The 21198-nt window shown below is 71.2% G+C and carries 20 protein-coding genes; 13 read left to right on the top strand and 7 right to left on the bottom strand.

From position 1 onward, the window contains the following. The first annotated feature begins 74 nt into the window (after nt 1-74). From ABZS51_RS23170 to ABZS51_RS23140, 7 genes are all read left to right on the top strand, one after another. On the top strand, nt 75-968 hold the full coding sequence (locus ABZS51_RS23170) for an LLM class flavin-dependent oxidoreductase (RefSeq protein ID WP_355444522.1): 894 nt from the start codon (nt 75-77) through the stop codon (nt 966-968). Between the two features lie 132 nt (nt 969-1100). Continuing rightward, nucleotides 1101-1343 carry a hypothetical protein gene (locus ABZS51_RS23165; RefSeq protein WP_355444519.1) on the top strand — a complete coding sequence of 81 codons (243 nt, stop codon included), beginning with the start codon at nt 1101-1103 and terminating at the stop codon, nt 1341-1343. Continuing rightward, entirely contained in the window at nt 1340-2635 is a 1296-nt protein-coding gene (locus ABZS51_RS23160; protein WP_355444516.1) for a hypothetical protein, read from the top strand. Before ABZS51_RS23165 ends, ABZS51_RS23160 begins: the two co-directional genes overlap by 4 nt. Continuing rightward, nucleotides 2574-3404 carry a hypothetical protein gene (locus ABZS51_RS23155; protein WP_355444513.1) on the top strand — a complete coding sequence of 277 codons (831 nt, stop codon included), beginning with the start codon at nt 2574-2576 and terminating at the stop codon, nt 3402-3404. Before ABZS51_RS23160 ends, ABZS51_RS23155 begins: the two co-directional genes overlap by 62 nt. A 14-nt stretch (nt 3405-3418) precedes the next feature. Beyond that, on the top strand, nt 3419-3961 hold the full coding sequence (locus ABZS51_RS23150; protein ID WP_355444510.1) for a hypothetical protein: 543 nt from the start codon (nt 3419-3421) through the stop codon (nt 3959-3961). 93 nt (nt 3962-4054) lie between these two features. Beyond that, a complete protein-coding gene (locus ABZS51_RS23145) occupies nt 4055-4915 on the top strand; it encodes an NAD(P)H-binding protein (protein WP_355444507.1) in 861 nt (286 codons plus the stop codon). A gap of 8 nt (nt 4916-4923) precedes the next feature. After that, nucleotides 4924-5310 (top strand): DoxX family protein, encoded by a 387-nt coding sequence (locus ABZS51_RS23140; protein WP_355444504.1) that lies wholly within the window; start codon nt 4924-4926, stop codon nt 5308-5310. Between the two features lie 16 nt (nt 5311-5326). Here ABZS51_RS23140 and ABZS51_RS23135 read toward each other — a convergent pair whose 3' ends face one another. After that, nucleotides 5327-6067, bottom strand: a complete 741-nt coding sequence (locus ABZS51_RS23135; RefSeq protein ID WP_355444501.1) for a DNA-binding response regulator — start codon at nt 6065-6067, stop codon at nt 5327-5329. Here ABZS51_RS23135 and ABZS51_RS23130 point away from each other — a divergent pair. Beyond that, on the top strand, nt 6066-6908 hold the full coding sequence (locus ABZS51_RS23130; protein ID WP_355444498.1) for an oxidoreductase: 843 nt from the start codon (nt 6066-6068) through the stop codon (nt 6906-6908). The genes ABZS51_RS23135 and ABZS51_RS23130 overlap by 2 nt on opposite strands. 80 nt (nt 6909-6988) lie before the next feature. Here the strand turns inward: ABZS51_RS23130 and ABZS51_RS23125 are convergent, their stop codons facing one another. Beyond that, a complete protein-coding gene (locus tag ABZS51_RS23125) occupies nt 6989-8227 on the bottom strand; it encodes an FAD-dependent oxidoreductase (protein ID WP_355444495.1) in 1239 nt (412 codons plus the stop codon). Between the two features lie 124 nt (nt 8228-8351). On the opposite strand from ABZS51_RS23125, the gene ABZS51_RS23120 reads away from it, so the two are divergent. After that, nucleotides 8352-12194, top strand: a complete 3843-nt coding sequence (locus tag ABZS51_RS23120; protein WP_355444492.1) for a Pls/PosA family non-ribosomal peptide synthetase — start codon at nt 8352-8354, stop codon at nt 12192-12194. Then, nucleotides 12191-13462, top strand: coding sequence for a M1 family metallopeptidase (locus tag ABZS51_RS23115; protein ID WP_355444556.1), 1272 nt, complete (start codon nt 12191-12193; stop codon nt 13460-13462). Before ABZS51_RS23120 ends, ABZS51_RS23115 begins: the two co-directional genes overlap by 4 nt. 16 nt (nt 13463-13478) lie before the next feature. On the opposite strand, the gene ABZS51_RS23110 is transcribed toward ABZS51_RS23115, so the two are convergent. Continuing rightward, entirely contained in the window at nt 13479-14681 is a 1203-nt protein-coding gene (locus ABZS51_RS23110) for a cytochrome P450 (protein WP_355444489.1), read from the bottom strand. 83 nt (nt 14682-14764) lie between these two features. Between ABZS51_RS23110 and ABZS51_RS23105 the strand changes: the two genes are divergently transcribed. Continuing rightward, entirely contained in the window at nt 14765-15400 is a 636-nt protein-coding gene (locus ABZS51_RS23105; protein ID WP_355444486.1) for a TetR/AcrR family transcriptional regulator, read from the top strand. Here the strand turns inward: ABZS51_RS23105 and ABZS51_RS23100 are convergent. Then, the gene (locus tag ABZS51_RS23100; RefSeq protein ID WP_355444483.1) at nt 15390-16421 is read right to left on the bottom strand and encodes a medium chain dehydrogenase/reductase family protein; all 1032 of its coding nucleotides are present in this window, start codon (nt 16419-16421) and stop codon (nt 15390-15392) included. The two genes, ABZS51_RS23105 and ABZS51_RS23100, sit on opposite strands and share 11 nt — an antisense overlap. A 152-nt stretch (nt 16422-16573) precedes the next feature. On the opposite strand from ABZS51_RS23100, the gene ABZS51_RS23095 reads away from it, so the two are divergent. Beyond that, nucleotides 16574-17221, top strand: a complete 648-nt coding sequence (locus tag ABZS51_RS23095; protein WP_355444480.1) for a TetR/AcrR family transcriptional regulator — start codon at nt 16574-16576, stop codon at nt 17219-17221. A 6-nt stretch (nt 17222-17227) separates the two neighbouring features. On the opposite strand, the gene ABZS51_RS23090 is transcribed toward ABZS51_RS23095, so the two are convergent. Then, nucleotides 17228-17983: a glycosyltransferase gene (locus ABZS51_RS23090; protein WP_355444477.1), complete on the bottom strand. Its 756-nt coding sequence runs from the start codon at nt 17981-17983 to the stop codon at nt 17228-17230. Nucleotides 17984-18179: 196 nt separating this feature from the next. On the opposite strand from ABZS51_RS23090, the gene ABZS51_RS23085 reads away from it, so the two are divergent. After that, a complete protein-coding gene (locus ABZS51_RS23085; RefSeq protein WP_355444474.1) occupies nt 18180-19112 on the top strand; it encodes a hypothetical protein in 933 nt (310 codons plus the stop codon). 52 nt (nt 19113-19164) lie between these two features. Here ABZS51_RS23085 and ABZS51_RS23080 read toward each other — a convergent pair whose 3' ends face one another. Together ABZS51_RS23080 and ABZS51_RS23075 are read right to left on the bottom strand one after the other, a co-directional pair. Next, nucleotides 19165-20322, bottom strand: coding sequence for a hypothetical protein (locus ABZS51_RS23080; protein WP_355444471.1), 1158 nt, complete (start codon nt 20320-20322; stop codon nt 19165-19167). A gap of 290 nt (nt 20323-20612) precedes the next feature. Continuing rightward, a complete protein-coding gene (locus ABZS51_RS23075; RefSeq protein ID WP_355444468.1) occupies nt 20613-21119 on the bottom strand; it encodes a hypothetical protein in 507 nt (168 codons plus the stop codon). Between the last annotated feature and the right edge of the window lie 79 nt (nt 21120-21198).

Below are 21198 nucleotides of genomic sequence, written 5' to 3'. Positions count from 1 at the left end.
CTCGATCAGGGACTGAATGACCAGAGCGATTCTATCGCCACAGCCAAGACGGCGCACTGACGAAGGGGACACCCATGAAGATCGGAATCGGGTTGCCGGGTGACGAGCCGGACCTGTTGCTGGACTGGGCGCGGCAGGTGGAGGCGGGGCCGTTCAGCACGCTCGGACTGCTCGACCGCTTCATCTGGCGCAACCCGGAGCCGCTGGTGATGCTGGCCGCCGTCGCCGCCACCACACGACGGGTCCGGATCCAGACCGAGGTGCTGATCGGCCCGCTGCGCGACACCGCCCTGCTGGCCAAGCAGGTGGCCACGCTCGACCGGCTGGCCCACGGCCGGTTCACGCTGGGCATGGGCGTCGGCAGCCGGACCGACGACTTCGCCGCGGCCGGGATGCCGCTCAAGGGGCGTGGACGCCGGCTCGACGACCAGCTGATCGCGCTGCGGCAGCTGTGGGCGGGGGAGCGTACCCCGTGCGGACTCGGGCCGGTCGGGCCCGCGCCGGTGAGCCCGGGGGGCCCGGAGATCCTGTTCGGGGCGTTCGCGCCGGCGGCGCTGGCCCGGGTGGCCCGGTTCGGCCACGGACTGCTGTGCGCCGCGCCTCCGCCGTGGGCCGGCGACCTCTTCCGCGCCGTCGACAAGGAGTGGTCGCAGGCGGGCCGGGCCGACCGCCCGCGCAACGTCGGCCAGCTCAACGTCGCCTTCGGCTCGGACGAGACGGTCGCCACGGCCAAGGCGGCGATCAGCGAGTGCTACGCCATCGTCGGCGCCTCCCACTGGATGGTGGAGGGCATGCTCACCACCGAGGACCAGATCCGTACGGCGCTGCGAGGCTTCGAGGAGCTCGGGGCGGACGAGGTCATCCTCTACTGCTGGTCGCCCGAGGTCGGCCAGGTGGCCCGGCTCGCCGACCTCGTCGACCGATACACCGCCGACAACCCCGGCCATCATCAGCACACGAAGTCATGACGAATTCGGCCGCCGAAAACCCGCTTATCCATAGTCAAATCGCTGAGTCGGCGACATTCCACTTCAACCACGCCTTCTCTGTGGTTACCATCTCATCGACCCCGGTATCTCCCACTTCCACGAGATCGGGCGATGATGGCGACGCAGGAAGAGATAGACGCCGCCCGGCGTCATATCGAGCGATTACGCGACGAGCATGCGAGCGACGTGATCGCGCTCGTCCGGCTGGTCGATGACGGCGCGCTGAAAGGCGAGGCCGGGGACAGGCTGGCCGCCGATCTGCGCGCGTGGGACCGGGGCTTCAAGGACCTGTTCACCCGGGCCCTGTCCGTGCTGGACTCCGTCCGGCCGTCCGAGGGGGCGGCCCCCCGGTGAGCCCCATGGTCGGCATCAACCCCGCGCTGATGACGCAACTGATCAACGGCATGAAACGGGTGAGCGGCACGATCCCGGACGTCGGCCTCCAGGTGGAGCGGGCGCTGACCTCGTTGGACATCCCGCTGTGGGGCCCGACCCCGCTCGGCTCCATCGGCCGGCAGATGAGCGAGCAGATTCCCGCACTCCAGGGCCGCCTCGACCTGATCCTCGCCACCCCCGACCGCGAATCCGGCAAAGGCGGCACCCTGTGGGCCAACGAGTCGGACTGGCTGTCGAAGTCACCCGCCGAGGGCGCGGCCTCGGCCAAGGCCGTGGCCGCCGAGCTACGCGAACAGCTCGAAGGCCACACGCTCGACGCCAAGACGGTGGCCGAGCTCGAACGGCACAAGAACGACCCGTACTTCGCCCTGGCCCTCGCCAAGGAGATACCCGCGCGCGAGCTCAAGGCCCTGGTCGCCAGGGCGTACGGGACCGGCCTGCCGCGCTCGGAGCGCCCTTCCCAGCGCGACGTCCGGACCCAGGACAGGCTCGCCACCATGCTCAGCAGGATCCTGGGCGCGGCCTCGCACGGCGTGGGCTCGATGAAGCTGCCCGCCGACTACGCCGATCGGCTGGTCGAGGACATCGACGACCCGCAGAACGCGTTCGCGCTGAAACGGCTGCTCCAGGACGGGGACTTCGACCACACGTTCCTGCTCACGCTGGCCCGCAAGCTGTACGACAAGGACGTGGCGCATCCACCCGACCCGAGCCTGCCGCGTGACCCGTGGACGATGCCCGGCCCCAAGGACATCTCACCAGGCGACCTCAGCCCCATGGGCACGGCCCTGGTGGCGCTGGCCCACCATCCCGCCGTCGCGCAGGACTTCTTCACCGACCCGCAGCGCCGGCCGCTGGCCTACCTGATGCGCAAGCACGCTTGGGACGGCGACGCGGACGGGGATCTGGGGTGGGCGATCCAGGCGGCGAGTACGGAGTTCCGCGACCATGATCTGCCGCCGGGGGGTTCGCGGGGGTACAAGTCCGCGCTGATCGCCTCGTGGGCGGTCCGCTTCTGGAGCGACCCCAAGGTCCAGGCAAACCTGCCCCACACCCGCGCCCACCTCGGTACGGTCTTGGCCCAGTACACGGGGGACGTGCACCGTGATCTGCAGTCCTTCAGCACGAAAATGCCTGCCGTGGTGACGAAAGCGGATGCGGACAAGAACCTGCAAAGCGCGGAGCCCTATGGGAGCCAAGTTCAATGCGCAGGACACCAAGAGCGCCATGAAGTGGGCATTCGACGATGATGAGGCGTTCCAGACCGTGGCGGCTGCTCACGGGCTGTATGCCGCCAGGATGCTGGACGAACTGGCCGGCAGAATCGCGGGCGAGGTTGACGCTGACTTCGCGGAGTGGCGGAAGTCGCATCCGGACGCCACGCGGCAGCAGCTCGACGCCAAGCGCCAGGACATACTCGAAGAGCGTATGAGCCGCAGCGGAGGTGCCGCATTCTCCTGGGCAGCGGGCAACCTCAGCAGAACGACGTTTGTGATCACCGATGCCGCCAACCTCTCCGCCATCGAAGCGGCGAAGGCCGAAGATGCGCGCTTCGCTGCTTTCAAGGAAATGGCCGAGAAGGTTGCCGGACTGGCGCCGGGCCCTCAGGGGAAGTTCATGGGGCTCATGGTTGACAAAGCCAAAGAGGCCATCTTCGGAAAAGTGAAGTCCAGCAGCGAGGACAAGGCTCGTGAAGGAGCGGACACCGCGCTGGAAGTGTCCCAGGGCATGTTCACCGATCTCACGGTGGCCACGATGATGCGACACGGCCTCTTCGGTGATCCGGCTGTGCCCGCCAAGACGCACCCATACCACTACAAGGACTTCTCTCCCGGCGCTGACGGCCACTTCATGGATGACGGGAAGGTTCTGGCTCGGGACGAGATGAATGCCGACCAACTCGACAGCTACAAGGAGTGGCTGGGCCTGAGTGACGTCGGTCGCGTCCTCGGCCGGCCGGGTGACGCCATTGAGGACGGCTTCGACGCTGCCAAGAACTACTACGGGCGTGGCTCATGAGGATGACAGCGGCGGTGGGATCCATCCTGGCTGTTCTTGCCTTGGCGGCGGCTTGTTCGGCCCCCTCACCTCCGCCGCCGGACCAGCGGCCGCTGGGCGACGTGACCGCAGCCCCACAAGAATGCGATCTGATCTCAGCGGACGCCATCAAGATCGCCACAGGTCTCCATGACTACAAGGCCTCTGGCACGAAAATGGATATGGGCCGGCGTTTCGCGTCATGCACAGTGCGTGAGAAAGGCGTGTCCGACAGCAGTCTGGGCCTCCTGATCGAAGTCTTCGACCCGTCGCCGGATGACGCGGAAGACTTGGAGAACACCAAGCTGTCCACTCGGGGGAGTGATCTGCCCGAGGCATTGGGGCCAGGCTTCGCAGCGCGGCGGAAGAACGCCAAGGACAAGACCATCGCTTTCGTCTACGGATGGACGCCCGACTACAAGCGTCTTCTCACCGTCAACATCATCGAGCACGCCCCCGGCCGGGACTCGCTGGCCGACGCGACCGAGTTCTTCCGCCAGCTCAAACCCCTCCTCCTCGACAAGCCCGTACCATCGTGACCTGAGTCACATCCTCCTCCCCGACGTCACACCACAAGCCCTGGTTTCTCTCTCATATGCGCCATCGAACTCCTGCCCACGAGAGAGAACCCCATGATCCTCATAACCGGCGCGACCGGCACCATCGGACGTCTCATCACCGAGCAGCTCTCCGCCGAAGGCGTCCCCGTGCGCGCCGTCAGCCGCTCACCCGAGCACGCCGGCCTCCCGGCCGGGGTGCAGATCGTCCAGGGCGACCCGGCCCGGCCGGACACGATGGCCGCCCACTTCGACGGCGTCGAGGCCGTCTTCCTGCACCCGCGCACCTTCGGCGACACCGCCGACCGGCTGCTCGCCCTGGCCGCCGAGCGGGGCGTGAGGAAGGTGGTGGCCCTCTCCGCCATGAACATCGACGACCCGTTCGACCTACAGCCCTCCCGCTGGCGGGGCGACCGCAACAAGGAGGCCGAGGAGGCGGCCGTCGCCAGCGGCCTGGCCTGGACCAGCCTCCGGGCCGGCAGCTTCGCCGGCAACACCGCGCAGGCGTGGGGCGCCCAGATCCGCGCGGGCGACGTCGTCCGCTACGTGTACGCCACGTTCCGGGAGCCCCTGATCGACGAGCGGGACCTGGCCGAGGTCGCGGTTCGCGCGCTGCTCACCGACGAGCTCGTGGGCCGCAGGCTGGAGCTCACCGGGCCGCAGTCGCTGTCGCACGAGGAGATGGTCGGTGTGATCGCCTCCGCGCTCGGCAGGCCGCTGCGCTTCGAGGAGATCCCGGCGCAGGTCGCCGCCCGGCGCCTGGCCGGCAACGGGTTTCCCGAGCCATGGGCCGGCGCCCTGATGGCCAGGTATGCCCACTACCTGGGCCGGGACCAGAATCCCGTGACCGGGGACGTGGACAGGGCCCTCGGCCGTCCGGCCCGGAGCTACGCCGACTGGGTGGCCCACCACCTCTCCGCCTTCCGGAACGGATGAGTCTCCCCGTGTCGACCGCCTACGTCGTCACGGCTCTGGTGACCGTCGCCGTCAACACGTTCTCCGGATTCGCGGCCATGACCCGGTTGGCGCCGATCATGCGTACCCTCGGCCCGGCACTCGACCGGGCCGGCGTGCCGGAGTCGTGGCTGTTCTGGCCGATCGGCGCGCTCAAGGCCCTGGGCGCGCTCGGGCTGGCGCTGGGACTGCTCGGCGTGCCGCTCATCGGCACGGCGGCCGCTGCGGGGCTCGTCCTGTACTTCGTCTGCGCGCTGTACACCCACCTGCGCGTCGGCGACTTCTCCCCGCAGTTCTACCTGGCGATCGTGTTCCTCGGCCTGGCGGTCGGCACCCTGGCCCTCGACCCCGCGCTCGTCCTGGACACGACACGCTGAGAGCCCTGGTCGAACCCTACGCTCGGCGGGGCAGACCCAGCTCGCCCGCGCGCAGCCCGGCCTGGAAGCGGGAGTCGGCCTCCAGCTTGGCCATCAGCTCGGCGACGCGCCGCCGGTAGGTGCGCAGCGAGACGCCGAGCCGTCTGGCCGCCGCCTCGTCGGTGAGTCCCGAGCCGAGGGCTTCGAGGATGGTGCGGCCGTCGGCGTCGAGATGGGGGAGGTCGCCGCGCAGATAGGTGTCGAGGTCATGGGAGTTGTCCCAGATCGCCGAGAACAGGGAGTAGACACCGTCGACCAGGATCTGCGACGTCGTCACGGTGTACTCGCGGCCGGCGGGGGTGTCCTTGCCGGCGAGGATCATCACCCGCCGGTCGATGATGATCGTCTCGTGCGGCAGCGGCGAGCCGCTGATCCGGACGACAGCCCCCTGGCTCTGCACCTGTCTCAGGTGCGCGCGGGCCTCCTCCTCGGCGAGCGCCACCGGGCTGAGCAGCTTGCGGGAGGTGAAGCCGGGGGAGTCCGGGGCCCGCATCCGGTGCCGGATCGCCGCCCTGGCCTCCGGTTGCGACCAGGTCCTGAGGTCCCGGGCGGCGCACAGGAACTCGGTGTACGCGGACTCGAAGAGATGGCCGGCACGCGCGAGCAACTCCGCGTCCCCTTGGACGGAGAACACCTGTTCATTGCGCACCCTGCCAGTCTGGCAGCAAGCTGCCACCAGCTCGCCGGGCGAGGTGGCGGCGGACACCATGAGCCTCATGACGACGAAGACTTTCTCCCTCGGCGGAGACCTGACGGTCAACCGGCTCGGCTTCGGCGCGATGCGCCTGGCGATGGGCACCTTCGACGGTCCGACGCGAGCCCCCGAGAACGGCGTCGCGGTGCTCCGGCGCGCCGTGGAGCTGGGCGTGAACCACATCGACACGGCCGGCTTCTACGGCCGGGAAGGGGTGTGGGCCAACGAGCTGATCCGTACGGCGTTGACCCCCTACCGTGACGACCTGGTGATCGCGACGAAGGTCGGGCCGCTGCTCGCGCCGGACGGTGTGCCGAGCGGGCAGGCGACCCCTGATCAGCTGCGCGGTCTGGTCGAGGCGGATCTGCGCTCCCTCGGGCTGGACCGGCTCGACCTGGTCTACCTGCGGGTGGGCGGGATCACCGGGCCGGGGGGCGAGTCGATCGCCGAACGCTTCGCGGTGCTGGCCGAGCTGCGGGCGGAAGGGCTGATCCGGCACCTGGGCGTCAGCAACGTCGACGCCGCCCAGCTCGCCGAGGCCCGGGCGATCGCGCCCGTCGCGGCGGTGCAGAACGCCTACAGCGACGACATGGGGCTGCTCGCGGAATGCGAGGAGGCGGGTATCGCGTATGTGCCGTTCTTCCTGCTCGGCGGTGGCCGCGACCCTCTCGACGTCGAACGGCTCGGCAAGGTCGCGGCACGCCTGGGCGCCACCACCGCGCAGGTGCAGATCGCCCTGCTGCTGGCGACGTCACCGTCGGTGCTGGCGATCCCGGGCACCGGTGCTCTCGATCACCTGGAGGAGAACCTCGCGGCGAACGAGCTCAGTCTCAGTGAGGAGGACCTGTCCGACCTGCGCGGCTGACGGGCCGGACCGCCAAGGACGCCTGTGCGGCTGACGGGCCGGACTGCCAACGACGCGTGCGCGGATGACGGGCCGGACCGCTAAGGACGCCTGCGCGCGAAGGCCGGCGCGTGCTCCGGCCGCGGGCCGAAGCCCACGAACCGCGCCGGTATCGCGCGAAGCCGGGGAACCAGGCGGCTGAGAAGCAGGAGCGTCCTGGGGGGCCCGGAGAACCTCCCCGCGAAAAGCGGCTCGAAGACGACCCGCTGGAGCATCCGCTGGAACGCCTGGACGATCACGGTGGGCCGGTGCCTGCGCCGCTGCACGGCGGCCAGGTCGGCCGGCGTGACGGCGTGCCGCCGCAGGGGCTCGGCGAGGATGGCGGCGGCGGCCACCGCGTCCTGGACGGCGAGGTTGATGCCCACGCCGCCGGCGGGCGACATGGCGTGCGCGGCGTCGCCGATGAGCAGCAGCCCGTCGAAGTGCCAGCGTTCGAGGCGGTTCAGCTTCACGTCGAGCACGAACACCTCGTCCATGCTCCTGAGGTGGTCCACGTGGCCGGCGAAGTCCGGCCGCAGGCGGGCGACCCGCTCACGGAACCGCTCGATCCCCTCGGCCCGCAGCCGCGCGTCGGAGCCTTTGGCGGTGAAGTACGCCACCTGGTAGAAGTCCTCGCGAGTCAGGGAGATCAGCGCCTCGGAGCCCCGCGCGACCGGCACGATGCCGGCGGGCACGCCTGCGTCGCTCTCCCACTTGGGCAGGCGGAACCACCAGACGTCGAACGGCACCCGGAACTCCTCCGGCACCAGGCCCGCGGCCCGCCGGAGGGTGGAGTGCCTGCCGTCGCACCCCACCGTCAGCTCGGCGCGGATCTCCCCTTCCTCGCCGTCCGCCGTGCGGTACCTGACTCCGGCGACCTTCTCGCCGTCTCTGACCAGCGCGGTCGCCTCGGTGTTCATGCGCAGGGAGAAGCCCGGCTCGTCGCCGGCCGCCTCGGCGAGGAAGGCGAGCAGGTCCCACTGGGGCACCATCGCGACGTAGTCGTACGGCGCGGGCAGCATCCCGAAGTCGGCGAAGGCGATCATGCTGCCGTCGGAGGCGGGGAACGACAGGTTGCCCAGGCGGCTCTGCGGCAGGGCGCGGAAGCCCTCGCCGAGGCCGAGCTCGTCCATGAGGCGGACGGTGGAGGGATGGACGGTGTCCCCTCGGAAGTCGCGCAGGAAGTCGCCGTGCTTCTCCAGCACGGTGACCTCGATCCCCGCCCTGGCCAGCAGCAGGCCCAGCATCATGCCCGCCGGCCCGCCGCCGCACACCAGGACGCCGGTGTTTCGCGTGATCATGGCTCTCCCTTTCCAGGCTTTAATTCATCGTACGATGAAATGCCGGGAAAGAGTAGAGGGCCGATCACGCGGGCACGGCGCGTACCCTTCAATGGCAGCGGTCGCCGATCCGAGGGAGCACTGCTTGCCCAGCAACCCGGCCGAGTTACGCGCCAGAACGGCGACCGCGATCTACCCCGCGGGCGTGCTCGCGACGCCGCCCCGCACCCTCGTCGACGTCCTCGACGACACCACGCGCCGGCACCCGCACGCGCTCGCGATCGACGACGGAACCGTGCGCCTCGACTACCGCTCGCTGCGCGCCGAGGTGGACCGGCTCGTCGCCGAGCTGGGCGCGGCAGGGGTCGGCCACGGCGACCGGGTCGGCGTGCGCGTCGCGTCGGGAACCGCCGAGCTGTACCTGTCCATCCTCGCCGTGCTCGCCGCCGGCGCCGCGTACGTGCCCGTCGACGCCGACGACCCGGCGGAACGGGCCGCGCTGGTCTTCGCCGAGGCCGAGGTCGGCGCGGTCATCTCGGGCGAGCTGACGGTGAGCGGCAGCGCCGCGTCGGCCCCCGCGCCGCCCGCCCTCGACGACGACGCGTGGATCATCTTCACCTCCGGCTCGACCGGCCGGCCGAAGGGCGTCGCGGTGACGCACCGGTCGGCGGCCGCGTTCGTGGACGCCGAGGCCGGGCTCTTCCTGGGGGAGCGGCCGCTGGGCCCCGGCGACCGGGTGCTCGCCGGGTTGTCGGTGGCCTTCGACGCCTCCTGCGAGGAGATGTGGCTGGCGTGGCGGCACGGCGCCTGCCTGGTGCCCGCGCCCCGAGCCCTCGTACGCACCGGGATGGATCTCGGCCCCTGGCTGGCGGAGCAGCGGATCACCGCCGTCTCGACCGTGCCCACGCTGGCCGCGCTGTGGCCCGCCGAGCACCTCGACGGCATCCGGCTGCTCATCTTCGGCGGGGAGGCCTGCCCGCCCGAGCTGGCCGAGCGGCTCGCCGTACCGGGGCGTGAGGTGTGGAACACCTACGGGCCCACCGAGGCGACGGTGGTGGCCTCCGCGGCCCGGCTCACCGGCGACGGCCCGGTACGCATCGGCCTGCCCCTCGACGGGTGGGACCTGGCGGTGGTCGACGGCGCGGGCGAGCCGGTCGCGATGGGGGAGACCGGTGAGCTGGTGATCGGCGGCGTGGGCCTGGCCCGCTACCTGGACCCGGTCAAGGACGCCGAGAAGTACGCGCCGCTGCCGTCGCTGGGCTGGGAGCGCGCCTACCGCAGCGGCGACCTGGTACGGGCCGACCCCGAGGGCCTCGTCTTCGCCGGCCGCGCCGACGACCAGGTGAAGCTGGGCGGGCGCCGGATCGAGCTGGGCGAGGTGGACGCCGCGCTGCGGGCGCTGCCCGGGGTCGCGGGCGCGGCCGCGGCCGTCCGCACCGCCGGCGGCGGCCACCAGGTGCTCGTCGGCTACGTCGTCGCCGAGCCCGGCTTCGACCTCCGCCGGGCGCGGGAGCTGCTCGCCGACTCGCTGCCCGCGGCCCTGGTGCCGCGCCTGGCGCCGATCGACGCGCTCCCGGTCCGGACCTCGGGGAAGATCGATCGTGACGCGCTGCCCTGGCCGCTGGCCACGCCGCCGGTCACGCCGGAGGGCGGGCTGAGCCCGGCCGAGGCGTCGCTGGCCGAGCGGTGGACCGCCGTCCTCGGCGTGGCGCCGAGCGGACGGGACGCCGACTTCTTCGCCGACGGCGGCACGAGCCTGGCGGCGGCCCGGCTGGTGTCGGCGCTGCGCGCCGACCATCCCGACGTGGCCGTGGGCGATGTGTACGCGCGGCCGACGCTCGGCGGGCTGGCGCGGTTGCTGGACGGCCGGGGCGAGGCGGAGCCGGGCCGGCGGCCCGTGACGCCGATGCCCCGACGGGCCGCGCTGGCGCAGTCGGCGCTCATGATCCCGCTGCTGGGCGTGGGCGCGATCCGCTGGATCGTGCTGCTCGCCGCGGTCGGCAACGTCCTGGCGCCCGCGTGGGCCCCGGCCCTGTCGTGGTGGTGGGTGACACTGGGCGCTCTGCTGTTCGTCACCCCTCCCGGGCGGATGGGACTGTCGGCGGCCGTGGCCCGGCTCCTGCTGCGCGGCGTGCGGCCGGGCAGTCATCCGCGCGGCGGGGCCGTACACCTGAGGTTGTGGTTCGCGGAGCGGTTCGCCGAGCGGCTCGGCGTTCCCGACCTGGCCGGCGCCCCCTACCTGGCGTGGTACGCCCGGCTGCTGGGCGCGCAGGTGGGGGACGACGCCGACCTGCACTCGCCGCCGCCCGTCACCGGGCTGCTCAAGCTGGGCCGGGGCGCGTCGGTCGAGCAGGAGGTCGATCTCTGCGGCCACTGGTACGACGGCGACCGGCTGCACATCGGCGAGATCAGGATCGGCGCCGGCGCGAGGGTCGGCTCCCGCTCGACGCTGCTGCCCGGCACGAGAATCGGGAAGAACGCCGAGATCGCCCCCGGATCGGCGGTCGCCGGGAGCGTGCCGGCGGGGCGGCTCTGGGCCGGCGCCCCCGCGTTCAGGCAGGGCAAGTCGCGCAGGTCGCGGCCGGCGGAGCGGCCCGCCCGCTCCCGGTTCTGGGCCGCGCTGTACGGGCTGACCGCCGTCCTGCTCAGCCTGCTGCCGGTGGTCGCGGCCGCAGCCGGGCTCGCGGTGCTGGCCGGGTTCGCCGGCGACGCGCGCACGCTGGGCCAGGCCCTGGCCGCCGCCCTGCCGGGCGTGCCGCCGGCGACGATCGCCGGCATGGCCGCCTTCGCGCTGGTCACACTGGTCAGCGTGCGGCTGCTCGGCATGGGACTGCGCGCGGGACGCCATCCCGTGCACAGCCGCCAGGCGTGGCAGGCGTGGGCGACGGGCCGGCTGATGGCCTCGGCGCGCGTCTGGCTGTTCCCCCTGTACGCCAGCGTCCTGACGCCCGCGTGGCTGCGGGCGCTCGGCATGAAGGTGGGCCGCGGCGCCGAGCTGTCCACGGTCCTGGCGCTGCCCTCGATGACGTCCGTCGGGGACGGCGCCTTCCTGGCCGACGACACGATGGTCGCCCCGTACGAGCTGGACGGCGGCTGGATGCGCATCGCCTCGGCCCGCATCGGCAAGCGCGCCTTCCTCGGCAACTCGGGGATGACCGCGCCCGGCCGCAAGGTGCCCAAGGACGGCCTGGTCGGGGTGCTGTCGGCGACGCCGAAGAAGGCCAGGTCCGGCTCGTCGTACGTGGGCATGCCGCCCATGGAGCTGCGCCGTACCGCCGAGGAGGGCGACCGGAGCCGCACCTACGACCCGCCCGCCCGGTACAAGGCGGCCAGGGCGCTGGTCGAGGCGTTCCGGGTGGTGCCCGCGATGTGCGCGGTCGCGCTCGCGGTCCTGGTCGCGGCCGCCTTCGAGTGGCTGGCGGCCGGCTACGGCTTCGCCGCGGCGCTCGCGCTGGGCGGCGTGGTGCTGGCGGTCGCCGGAGTGGCCGCCGCGACGGTGGCGACGGCCGCGAAGTGGGCGCTGGTCGGCCGGATCAGGGCGGGCAGCCGGCCGCTGTGGAGCTCGTTCGTGTGGCGCAACGAGCTCGCGGACAACTTCGTGGAGGTGCTGGCGGCGCCCTGGTTCGCGCGGCCGTGGCTGGGGACCGCGCCGTTGAACGCGTGGTTGCGTTCGCTCGGGGCGCGCATCGGGCATGGGGTCACCTGTGACACGTACTGGCTGCCGGAGGCGGATCTGGTGACGCTCGGGGACGGCGCCTGCGTCAACCGGGGCTGCGTCCTGCAGACCCACCTGTTCCACGACCGGGTCATGAGCATGGACACGGTGACCCTGGAGGCCGGCGCGACGCTGGGCCCGCACGGTGTGGTGCTGCCCGCCGCGCGGGTGGGGGCCGACACCACGATCGGGCCCGCGTCGCTGGTCATGCGCGGTGAGGCGGTGCCCGCTCGCACGCGCTGGTTCGGCAATCCCATCTCGGCGTGGCGATGACGTCGTACTTCCCCGCGCACGGCGACCATCGGTACGGGGTGTCGCACTACGACCTGACGCTGAAGTACCGGGTGGCGGGCAACCGGCTCGACGGCACGGCCCGGCTGACCGTGTCGGCCGCCGAGCCTCTCGGCGTGCTCGACCTGGACCTCGGCCGGTTCCGGGTCTCGGGCGTCACCGTGGACGGGGTCCGGGCCCGCCACCTGCACGGCCGGGGCAAGCTGCGGGTCACCCTGCCCAGGCCGCTGCCCGCTGGAGGCGGCGCGGTCGTCGAGGTCCGCTACTCGGGCAACCCCGTGCCGGTGCCGAGTCCCTGGGGCGGCGTGGGGTGGGAGGAGCTGACCGACGGCGCGCTGGTGGCCGGCCAGCCGATCGGCGCGCCCTCCTGGTTCCCGTGCAACGACCGGCCCGACGACAAGGCGTCGTACCGGATGACCGTGACGACCGCGTCGCCGTACCAGGTCGTCGCGAACGGCGTGCTCGCCGGCCGGCGCCGCGGGGCCGGGACCACGACCTGGATCTACGACCAGCCGGAGCCCATGGCCGGCTACCTGGCCAGCGTGCAGATCGGGCGGTACGAGCTCGCCGAGGTCGCGGGCACCCGGCTGGCCCACCCGGCGCGCCTGGGCGCCCGCGTCCGGCACGACTTCGGCCGGCAGGGCGAGATGATGGCGGTGTTCGCCGACCGGTTCGGCCCCTACCCGTTCAGCGGCTACGTCGCCGTCGTGGCCGATGACGACCTGGACATCCCGGTCGAGGCGCAGGGCATGTCGATCTTCGGCCGGAACCACGTGGACGGCCGGCGCGGGTTCGAGCGGCTGGTCGCGCACGAGCTGGCGCACCAGTGGTTCGGCAACAGTCTCACGGTGTCCTGCTGGAGCGACATCTGGCTGCAGGAGGGCTTCGCCACGTACGCCGAGTGGCTCTGGTCCGAGGCGTCCGGCGGCCCGCCCGCCGCCGAGCACGCCCGGCGCTGGCATCAGCGGCTCGCCGGGCTGCCGCAGGATTTCGTGCTGGCCGATCCCGGCGTGGATCTGCTGTTCGACGACCGGGTGTACAAGCGGGGCGCGCTGACCGTGCACGCGCTGCGGCGGACGCTGGGCGACGGGGACTTCTTCGCCGTCCTGCGCGCCTGGACCGCGGCGCGCCGGTACGGCAACGTCAGCACGCGGGACTTCGCCGAGCACGTCCAGCGGCACACCACGCGGCCGGTGGGTCCGCTGCTGTCCGCCTGGCTGCACGACAAGCCTCTCCCACCGGCCGCCTGAGGTCACGGCGCCGCCGTCACCAGGTGACGGGCAGCTCGTGCATCCCGTAGACGGTGGCCTCGTCCTTGAACGAGAGCTGCTCGGCGGGGACGGCCAGCCGCAGGCCGGGAACCCGCCGGAACAGGGTGTTGAAGACGATCTCCAGCTCCACGCGGGCCAGGTTCTGGCCCAGGCACTGGTGCGGGCCGTAGCCGAAGGCCAGGTGGCTGCGGGCGTCGCGCTCGATGTCGAACGTGTCCGGGTCGGCGAACACCTCCGGATCGCGGTTGCCGGCGTTGGCGAGCGTGAGCACGCCTTCCCCCGCCGGGATGACCGTGCCGCCGAGCTCCACGTCCTCGACCGCGATCCGCATGATCGCGAACTCCGCGATGGTGAAGTGCCGCAGGAGCTCCTCCACCGCGCCCGGCGTCTTGGCCGGGTCCTCGCGCAGCGCGGCGAGCGCGTCGGGATGCCGCAGCAGCATGTACGTGCCCAGCGAGATCATGTTCGCCGTGGTCTCGTGCCCGGCGATCAGCAGCAGGAACGCCAGGCTGAGCAGCGCTCCATGGTCCACCTGGCCGCTCTCGCGCTGCTTGACCACCTGGCGGCTGAGCAGGTCGTCGGTGGGGTTCTCCTCCTTGACCCTGATCAGCTTGTCCAGGTAGACGGCCAGTTCGAGGGCCGCGTGCTGCCGCTCCTGCGCCGTGATGGTGCGGTCGAGCAGCTGCGCGGAGTGCGTCTGGAAGAACTCGTGCTCGTCGTACGGCACGCCGAGCAGCTCACAGATCACCAGCGAGGGCACCGGCAGGGCCAGCGCCTGCACCAGGTCGGCCGGGCGCGGGCCGGCCAGCATGGCGTCGAGGTGCTCGTCCACGATCTGCTGGATGCGCGGCCGCAGCGCCGCCATGCGCCTGACCGTGAACTCCCCGACCACCGCGCGCCGCGCCGGGCCGTGCTCGGGCGGGTCCATCTCCAGCATCATCTTGGGCAGCGGCGACTGGCCGGCCTCCGTCTCGCCGTTCAGCCTGGGGGCGTTGGGGTGCCGGCGGTCGGCGCTGAAGCGCGGGTCGCTCAGGACCGTGCGGATGTCCTGGTAGCGAGTGGCGATCCAGGCGCTCGAACCACCGGGCAACTCGACCTTGGCGACCGACTCCTCGCGCAGGAATCGAAGGTGCTGCTCCGGCGGAGCGTAAGGGCAGGTGCGGGTGATCTGGAGCGTCTCAGCGGAGTCAGTGGTCACGGGTGTCCCCCATCAGACATGCCAATCCAACTTCCCTACAAGTGCAGGCTAACCTACAGATGTAGGCGTCAGTACACTGAGGCGTGGCCCTCACCAGAGACAGAGACCGGGACCGAGGCGGTGACCTGGGCGACCCGCGGGTGCGCCGCACGCAGGCGGCCCTGCGGCACGCGCTGATCGACCTCGTCCAGGACCGCGAGCTGTCCCGGATCAGCGTGGCCGACGTCGCCGAACGCGCCGGGGTTAGCCGCTCCACGTTCTACGACCACTTCCGTGACGTGCACGAGCTGGCCGACGCGGCCTGCACCGCCATGATCGACGGGCTGATCGAGGCCATCCCCAACCCCGGGGCCGGCGACGTCCCGGACACGACGACCGGCACCCTGCTGACCTTCTTCGCGCACCTCGCCGAGCACGCCCGCCTCTACCGCAGGGTGCTGGGGCCGGAGGGGAGCGCGCGCGTCGTCGATCACGTGCGCCGCCGCGCCACCGTCGCCGCGCACGTCGGCGCCCACCGGACCGCCACCGGCGACGACGCCCCCGCGGACTACCCGGCTCAGACCCCGCACGACGTGCCCGCCGCGTTCACCGCGGGAGCGCTCATCGGCGTCGCCACGGACTGGCTTCAGCGTGGATGCCCGCGCCCACCCGACGAGATGGCCGCCCTGACCCGGCCGCTGCTGATGGCCCTGTACCGGGGAGACGGCTCTACGGATTGAGGACGACCTTTCCGGCGACGGTGCCGGACTCGGCCAGCCGCACGGCTTCGGCGACGCGGGCCAGCGGGAGCTGGGCGGCGATCTGGGCGGTGACGTCGCCGCGCTGGAGGGCGGCGAAGACCTGGGTGAGGTCGGCGCGCAGCCGGGCCCGGAACCGGTTCCGGGCCAGCGCCCGGCCGGCCCAGACGTTGAAGAAGTAGGCGCGGCGGCGGTTGGGCAGGGCGTTCCACAGCCACACCCGGCCGAGCAGCTTGAGCACGGGCCACTGCTTGGACCCCTCGTCGTCCCGGGTGGAGGCGCTGCCGTACGAGACGAGCGTGCCGCCGGGCGCGAGGAGGCGCCAGGAGTCGACGACACCGCGGCCGCCGACGTGGTCGAAGACGGCGTCCACCCCGCCGGGGGCGAGCTCGCGGACGCGCGTGGCGACGTCCTCGGTGCGGTAGTCGACGGGGAGCACGCCGCGCTGCCGCAGGGCGTCGTGGTGGCGCGCGGACGCCGTGCCGATCACCTTCACGCCCGCGGCCCGCGCCAGCTGGACCAGGACCGAGCCGACGCCGCCGTTGGCGCCGTGGACCAGAACGGTCTGACCCGCGCGGACCCGTGCCTTGCGGTGCAGCATCTGCCAGGCGGTGATGCCGTTGACCACCACGGTCTCCGCCTCGGCCGCGCCGACCCCCTCGGGCACCTCCACCACGTCGGCCGCGTCGACGATCACATGGCTGGCCCAGCCGCCGACCTTGACCAGCGCGGCCACCCGGGTGCCGGCCAGGCCCGGGTCGACGCCCGCACCGGTCGCCAGCACCGTGCCGACCAGGTCGTAGCCGGGCACGAACGGGAACGGCGGCTGGTCGTAGTAGCGGCCGCGGCGCATCTGCTGCTCGGCGAACGAGACCCCGGTCGCCTCCATCCGGATCAGGACCTGGCCCGGTCCGGCGGTGGGGACGGCTCCGTGCCTGATCCGCAGCCCTTCCGGCTCCACCTTGCCCGGCAGGACGACCTCGACGAGTCCTTCGGTGCTCATGACGACCTCCACGGTGTTGTGCGTTACGTGCTATCTCGTTCGTTATAGGTTCTAACTCACGGGGAGGGGCGGTGTCAACGGGCAGCGTGATACCTTCTAACCAATCCTTGAGGATGTAACCGATCGGGTGCGGAAGGCGGCGACGGCAGGTCATGGCGCAGACAGGCACGAAGGCCCCGCGGGAGCGCTACCGCACTCAGGTGCGGGCGGAGATCAAGGAGCGCGCGTGGGAGCAGATCGCCACGGCGGGGGCGTCCGCGCTGTCCCTCAACGCGATCGCCAAGCACATGGGCATGAGCGGGCCCGCGCTCTACCGGTACTTCGCCGGCCGCGACGAGCTGATCACCGAGCTCATCAGGGACGCGTACCGGAGCCTCGCCGACACCTTCCGCGCGGCCTCCGAGGCCGGCCCGGACGCCGCCGCGCTGGCCCGCGCGCTGCGCGGATGGGCGCTCGACGACCCTCAGCGGTACTTCCTCATCTACGGCACACCCGTCCCCGGCTACCACGCGCCCGACGACATCACCGCGATCGCGTCCGAGATCATGGCGACGCTGCTCGACGCCTGCGCCGCGCTGCCCTCCGACGGCCCCGCGACGCCGTTCGACGCCCACCTCGACGAGCACCGCCAGTGGGCGGAGGGCCACCCCGCCTCACCGGCGGCCCTCCACCGGGCCCTGCGTTTCTGGACCCGGCTGCACGGCGTCCTGTCGCTGGAGCTCGCCGGTCACTTCACCGGGATGGGATTCGACCCCGCGCTGCTCTTCCAGGCCGAACTGGACGACCTGGCGGCGCGCTGACCACGATCACCGGGTTCCGATGATCTGCGGCCACAGTCTGCGCACCGTCTCGGCGCGCTGCTCGATGAGCCGCATGCGCAGGGTCCACTCGGCCGGCGCGTAGTGGCCGGTGGCCGCCGTCTCCTGCCCCGGCCACTTCCGGTAGAGCAGGCCCACCTCGCTGTGGAAGTAGCCGTAGCTGACGACGCTGGCCGGTACGAGCAGCCCGGTGTCGTCCGATCCCGGCACCCCCATCCAGCCACCGAGGGCGACGGCTAACTCCCGCCGGATGCAGATGGTGGTGGGGTGCACCGGAAGCCGGTAATCGTGCGTGCGCCAGTGTTCGAGCACGAATCCCGGTTCCATCCGGCCCGGCGCCGGGTCGGTGTCGAACCCGACCGTCGAGCCGTCGGGCATCAGGTCGAGAGCCGGGGAGGTGGTCCACTGGACAAGGGGGTCCGACGACAGGACGTCGATGTCGCGGGCGAGCGCGCCGGGGGTGAGCACGTCGTCCTGGTCGAGATTCCGCACCAGCTCACCACCGGCGCGGGCGAGGGCGATGTTCCGCGTCAGCGCGACCCCGCCTCGGCGCCCCGTGGCGAACTTCACCATGGGATCGCCGGGCAGGATGTCCCTGACCGCTCCGGTGTCACCGTCCTCCTGGATGACCCACTCGACCTCCCAGTCCGCGGGCAGTTTCTGCGAGCGGACGGATTCGTAGGCTTCCAGGAGTTGTTCGCGCACGGGCTGGTGGCTCGGCGTGACGATGGAGAGCAAGGGCACCTGGTCGGCCCACCTTTCGAGCTTCGTCTATGCGTGATCTCTGTCGGGTCCCCTGGAAGAACCACTTCCGAGCACTGATCCATTTCCACCCGTAAGTGCCAGTTGGCGGCTTGTCCCGCGGCCGGATACGGTGCTGCACCGGCACGGCGAGCGATACCTGCTCCGTGCCACGCAGATCGTCTTGGAGTAGTCGCTGGTGCGCGGAACGCTGTTGATCCTGGCCCTTGTCCTGAGCCTGTGCGGCTGCGGGGTGATCCCCGGGCCGGCCGCCCGGCCCGCCGGCCACCCCACGCCGGCCCCGGTCGCGTCACCGCCGTCCGGCGCCACGCCCTCCGCGAGCGCCGCTCGCACTCCCTCCGCCACTCCCTCCGCGGCCAAGGCGGGGCTGACCATCCCGCAGGCCGGGCTGGCCGTGCGGCAGTGGGTGGCCAAGTACGACGCGATGCTGGAGACGCGGAAGTGGTGGCGGCAGAACGCCCTGCTGGAAGCGCTGTTCGTCGAGGGGGCGCTGCACCAGGGCGTGCTCGAACGCAACCATGAGACCTTCGGGTGGAAGCCGGGGCACAAGCCGATCCACCTGATCGGCGCCCCGAAGGTGTACCTGCCCAGGCCGGAGCAGCAGCCGCCGATCGGTGAGTGGTTCATCGCGCAGGCCACCTACAAGGACACCAAGGGTCATGCCCGCCCGCACGTGCTCGCGTTCTTCCGCGCCCCCGGCCGGCCCTTCAAGCTGGCCGTCGCGACCCCGATCCACTGGGGCCGGCGGATGCCCGCGCCGCTGCTCGACGCCGACGGTTACATCACCGACATGGACGACGCCGTGGCGCGCGCCGTGGCCGAGGAGTACCAGAACTTCTGGAACAACGAGAAGAAGGAGGGCGCCTCCGGCTACCGCCTGGCCAAGGACAGCTTCAGCCGCAAGGCGTTCCCCGCGGTCAACAAGGGGATGTACGTCGCCTTCGCGGGCCACGGCTCCGTCTTCGGCTTCCGTACGGCGGACGGCGGTTCGTTCTTCCTGTTCGCCATGGTCAACGACCCCAAGAGCGTCAACCAGGTGCTGAGCGAAGCGTTGATGGTGCCCAAGGGTAGTAAGACCATCCAGGAGCTCGGCGCCGACTGGTTCTCGTAGCGGCGCCGTCAAGCGGCACGCTCAGCACTCCGGTCGTCACAGGTGACGGGACTCAGCCCGTGTAGTCGGTGGCATGGGTCGCGGTGCCGGTCGGCCAGAGATACCTGCCGTTGTCGGCTGTCGAATAGCTGGTGTTGTCATCTCCCGTACGGGCCTGGATGAGGTTGCGGCGCCAGGTGGAGCCGCGCGCCGAGCCGCCCCAGATGTTGCCGTACAGGAAGCCGTACAACTGCTCGAGCTCTGCCGAGAAGACGTTGTCGGTGACGGTGATGTTGGTGGCGTTGTTCACGACGCCTATGGAGACCGCATAGCCCCAGCCGGAGACGTAGTTGTTCGTGAACGAGATGTGGTCGTACACGCCGCTTCCCTGCAGGGCCAGGGCGTTGGTGTTCCCCACGGAGGCCAGGGTGTTGTGGTCGACGATCATGGGGCCGCCGTCGCCCTCGCTCTGCGGGCCGATGCCGTCGTGGTGGTAGACGTCATGCGAGGTGTCGGCCATGTCGTGGATGTAATTGTTCGTCCAGGTCGACGGGCGCCCTGGGAAGCCCGTCACCATGATCATGCCTGCGTTGCCCCAGATGTCATTGTGGTCCATGACGGCCACGGCTTCCTTCATCGTCGTGGCCAGCTGCCAGGACTTGTCGAAGGGCGTTCCGGGCTTGGTGTGGGACGACGAGACGGTGCCGTCGTTGCCGGGAGGCATCGCGTAGGAGCTCGGCTTGAACGTCGAGTAGAGGAACTTGATGTTGTTGTCCGAGTAGATCTGGACGAGATTGTCGTTGGGGTTGGTGCCCTCGAACAGGCAGCCGACGAAGGTGAGATTGTCGCCGTAGATCAGTACCTTCAGGCTCAGGAACCGCTTGTACGAGATGACGCTGTTGTCGGGGAACCTGAGCGTCAACGGTTTGTCGGCGCTCATGCCCGACGTGTAGTCGGTGAGCTTACCCGGGTACGCGCCCAGGCCCAGCCCGCCGGCGTTGGCCGGCGTGTTGGCATAGCCGGTGTTCGAGAAGTCCGGCCAGTAGCCGGAGCCGTCGTTGGGCCGGGCGTCGATGGCCCTGACGACCTCTTCCGACCCGCGGGTACGGAATTCGGCGCCGGTGACGACGCTCGTGGACAGGGCGGCGGCGAGGACCGCGAGGGCGACGGCGGCGGAGAAGGAACTGCGGGCGAGCGCACGGACGAGCGGTAAGCGGGGCCGGTCGTCCATTCCCTGGCGAGGAAAAGTCTTGATGTCGTCCTCCTGGAGGGTCGATACCCGCTCATGCCGTCCAGCGGCAGAGGCGGTGCTTCGGCACGAGGCAGTGGGCTCATTCCACCGTGACGTCGCTGGTCACGGCTTCGTCGGTGATCATCGTTCTTGATTCCAGCAGCAGGAAGGCCCCTGGTGGAAGGGCCGTCGACCAAGATCGACGATCTCCGCCAGGGGCTGTGTGCTGTTTTACCGTGCCGCACTGCCGTTGTCATCCCCGTCCGTAAGTTGCCTGGCCGGCGCGCTGCTCAGCGGGCGCTGCCCCTTCGGCGCATGGCATCCGCGGCGCAGTTGCCGGAGCCGCCGGAGGCCTGGATACCGGAGGCGCGTTCGTCGGCCCTGCTGCTGACCGTTCCCTGGAAGGTGACGCATCTGCCGTTGGCTCGTGCTTTCACCGGGCCCGCGTAGAACTTGAAGGCTCCCTGGTCGGTGTATCTCGCGGGACCGAAGATGGTGTTGGTCTCCACGACGAGGGTCGCCCTGGTCATGGTGGGTGTGCCGACGAAATCCGACTTGATGGTGACGGCGCAGTGCTCTCCGGTGCGGGCGTTGTAGAGCAGGTACGCGTAGCCCCGGATGGTGTTCGTGTGGTCGGTCACCGGTTGGGTGCCTGAGCTCACCCTGGCGAAGCCACCGCCGCACACCTGCTCGGGCGTGTACCCGATCGTCGCGGCGCCGGCGGGTGCGGGCAACGAGGCGATGGCGGCGGCGATCAGGGTCGCCGAGGCGAGTCGCGGGAAGACGTTACCGTTCACGAAATCCTCCAGATCCAGTGGCGCGTTCTTCGCCGGGTTGACGGCCGGTGGCCTGACGGAGCCCGGGGCGACGAGGCGG

This window comes from Nonomuraea sp. NPDC005501 (assembly GCF_040605905.1).
GTDB lineage: Bacteria > Actinomycetota > Actinomycetes > Streptosporangiales > Streptosporangiaceae > Nonomuraea.
This window is presented reverse-complemented; position numbering and strand designations above follow the sequence as displayed.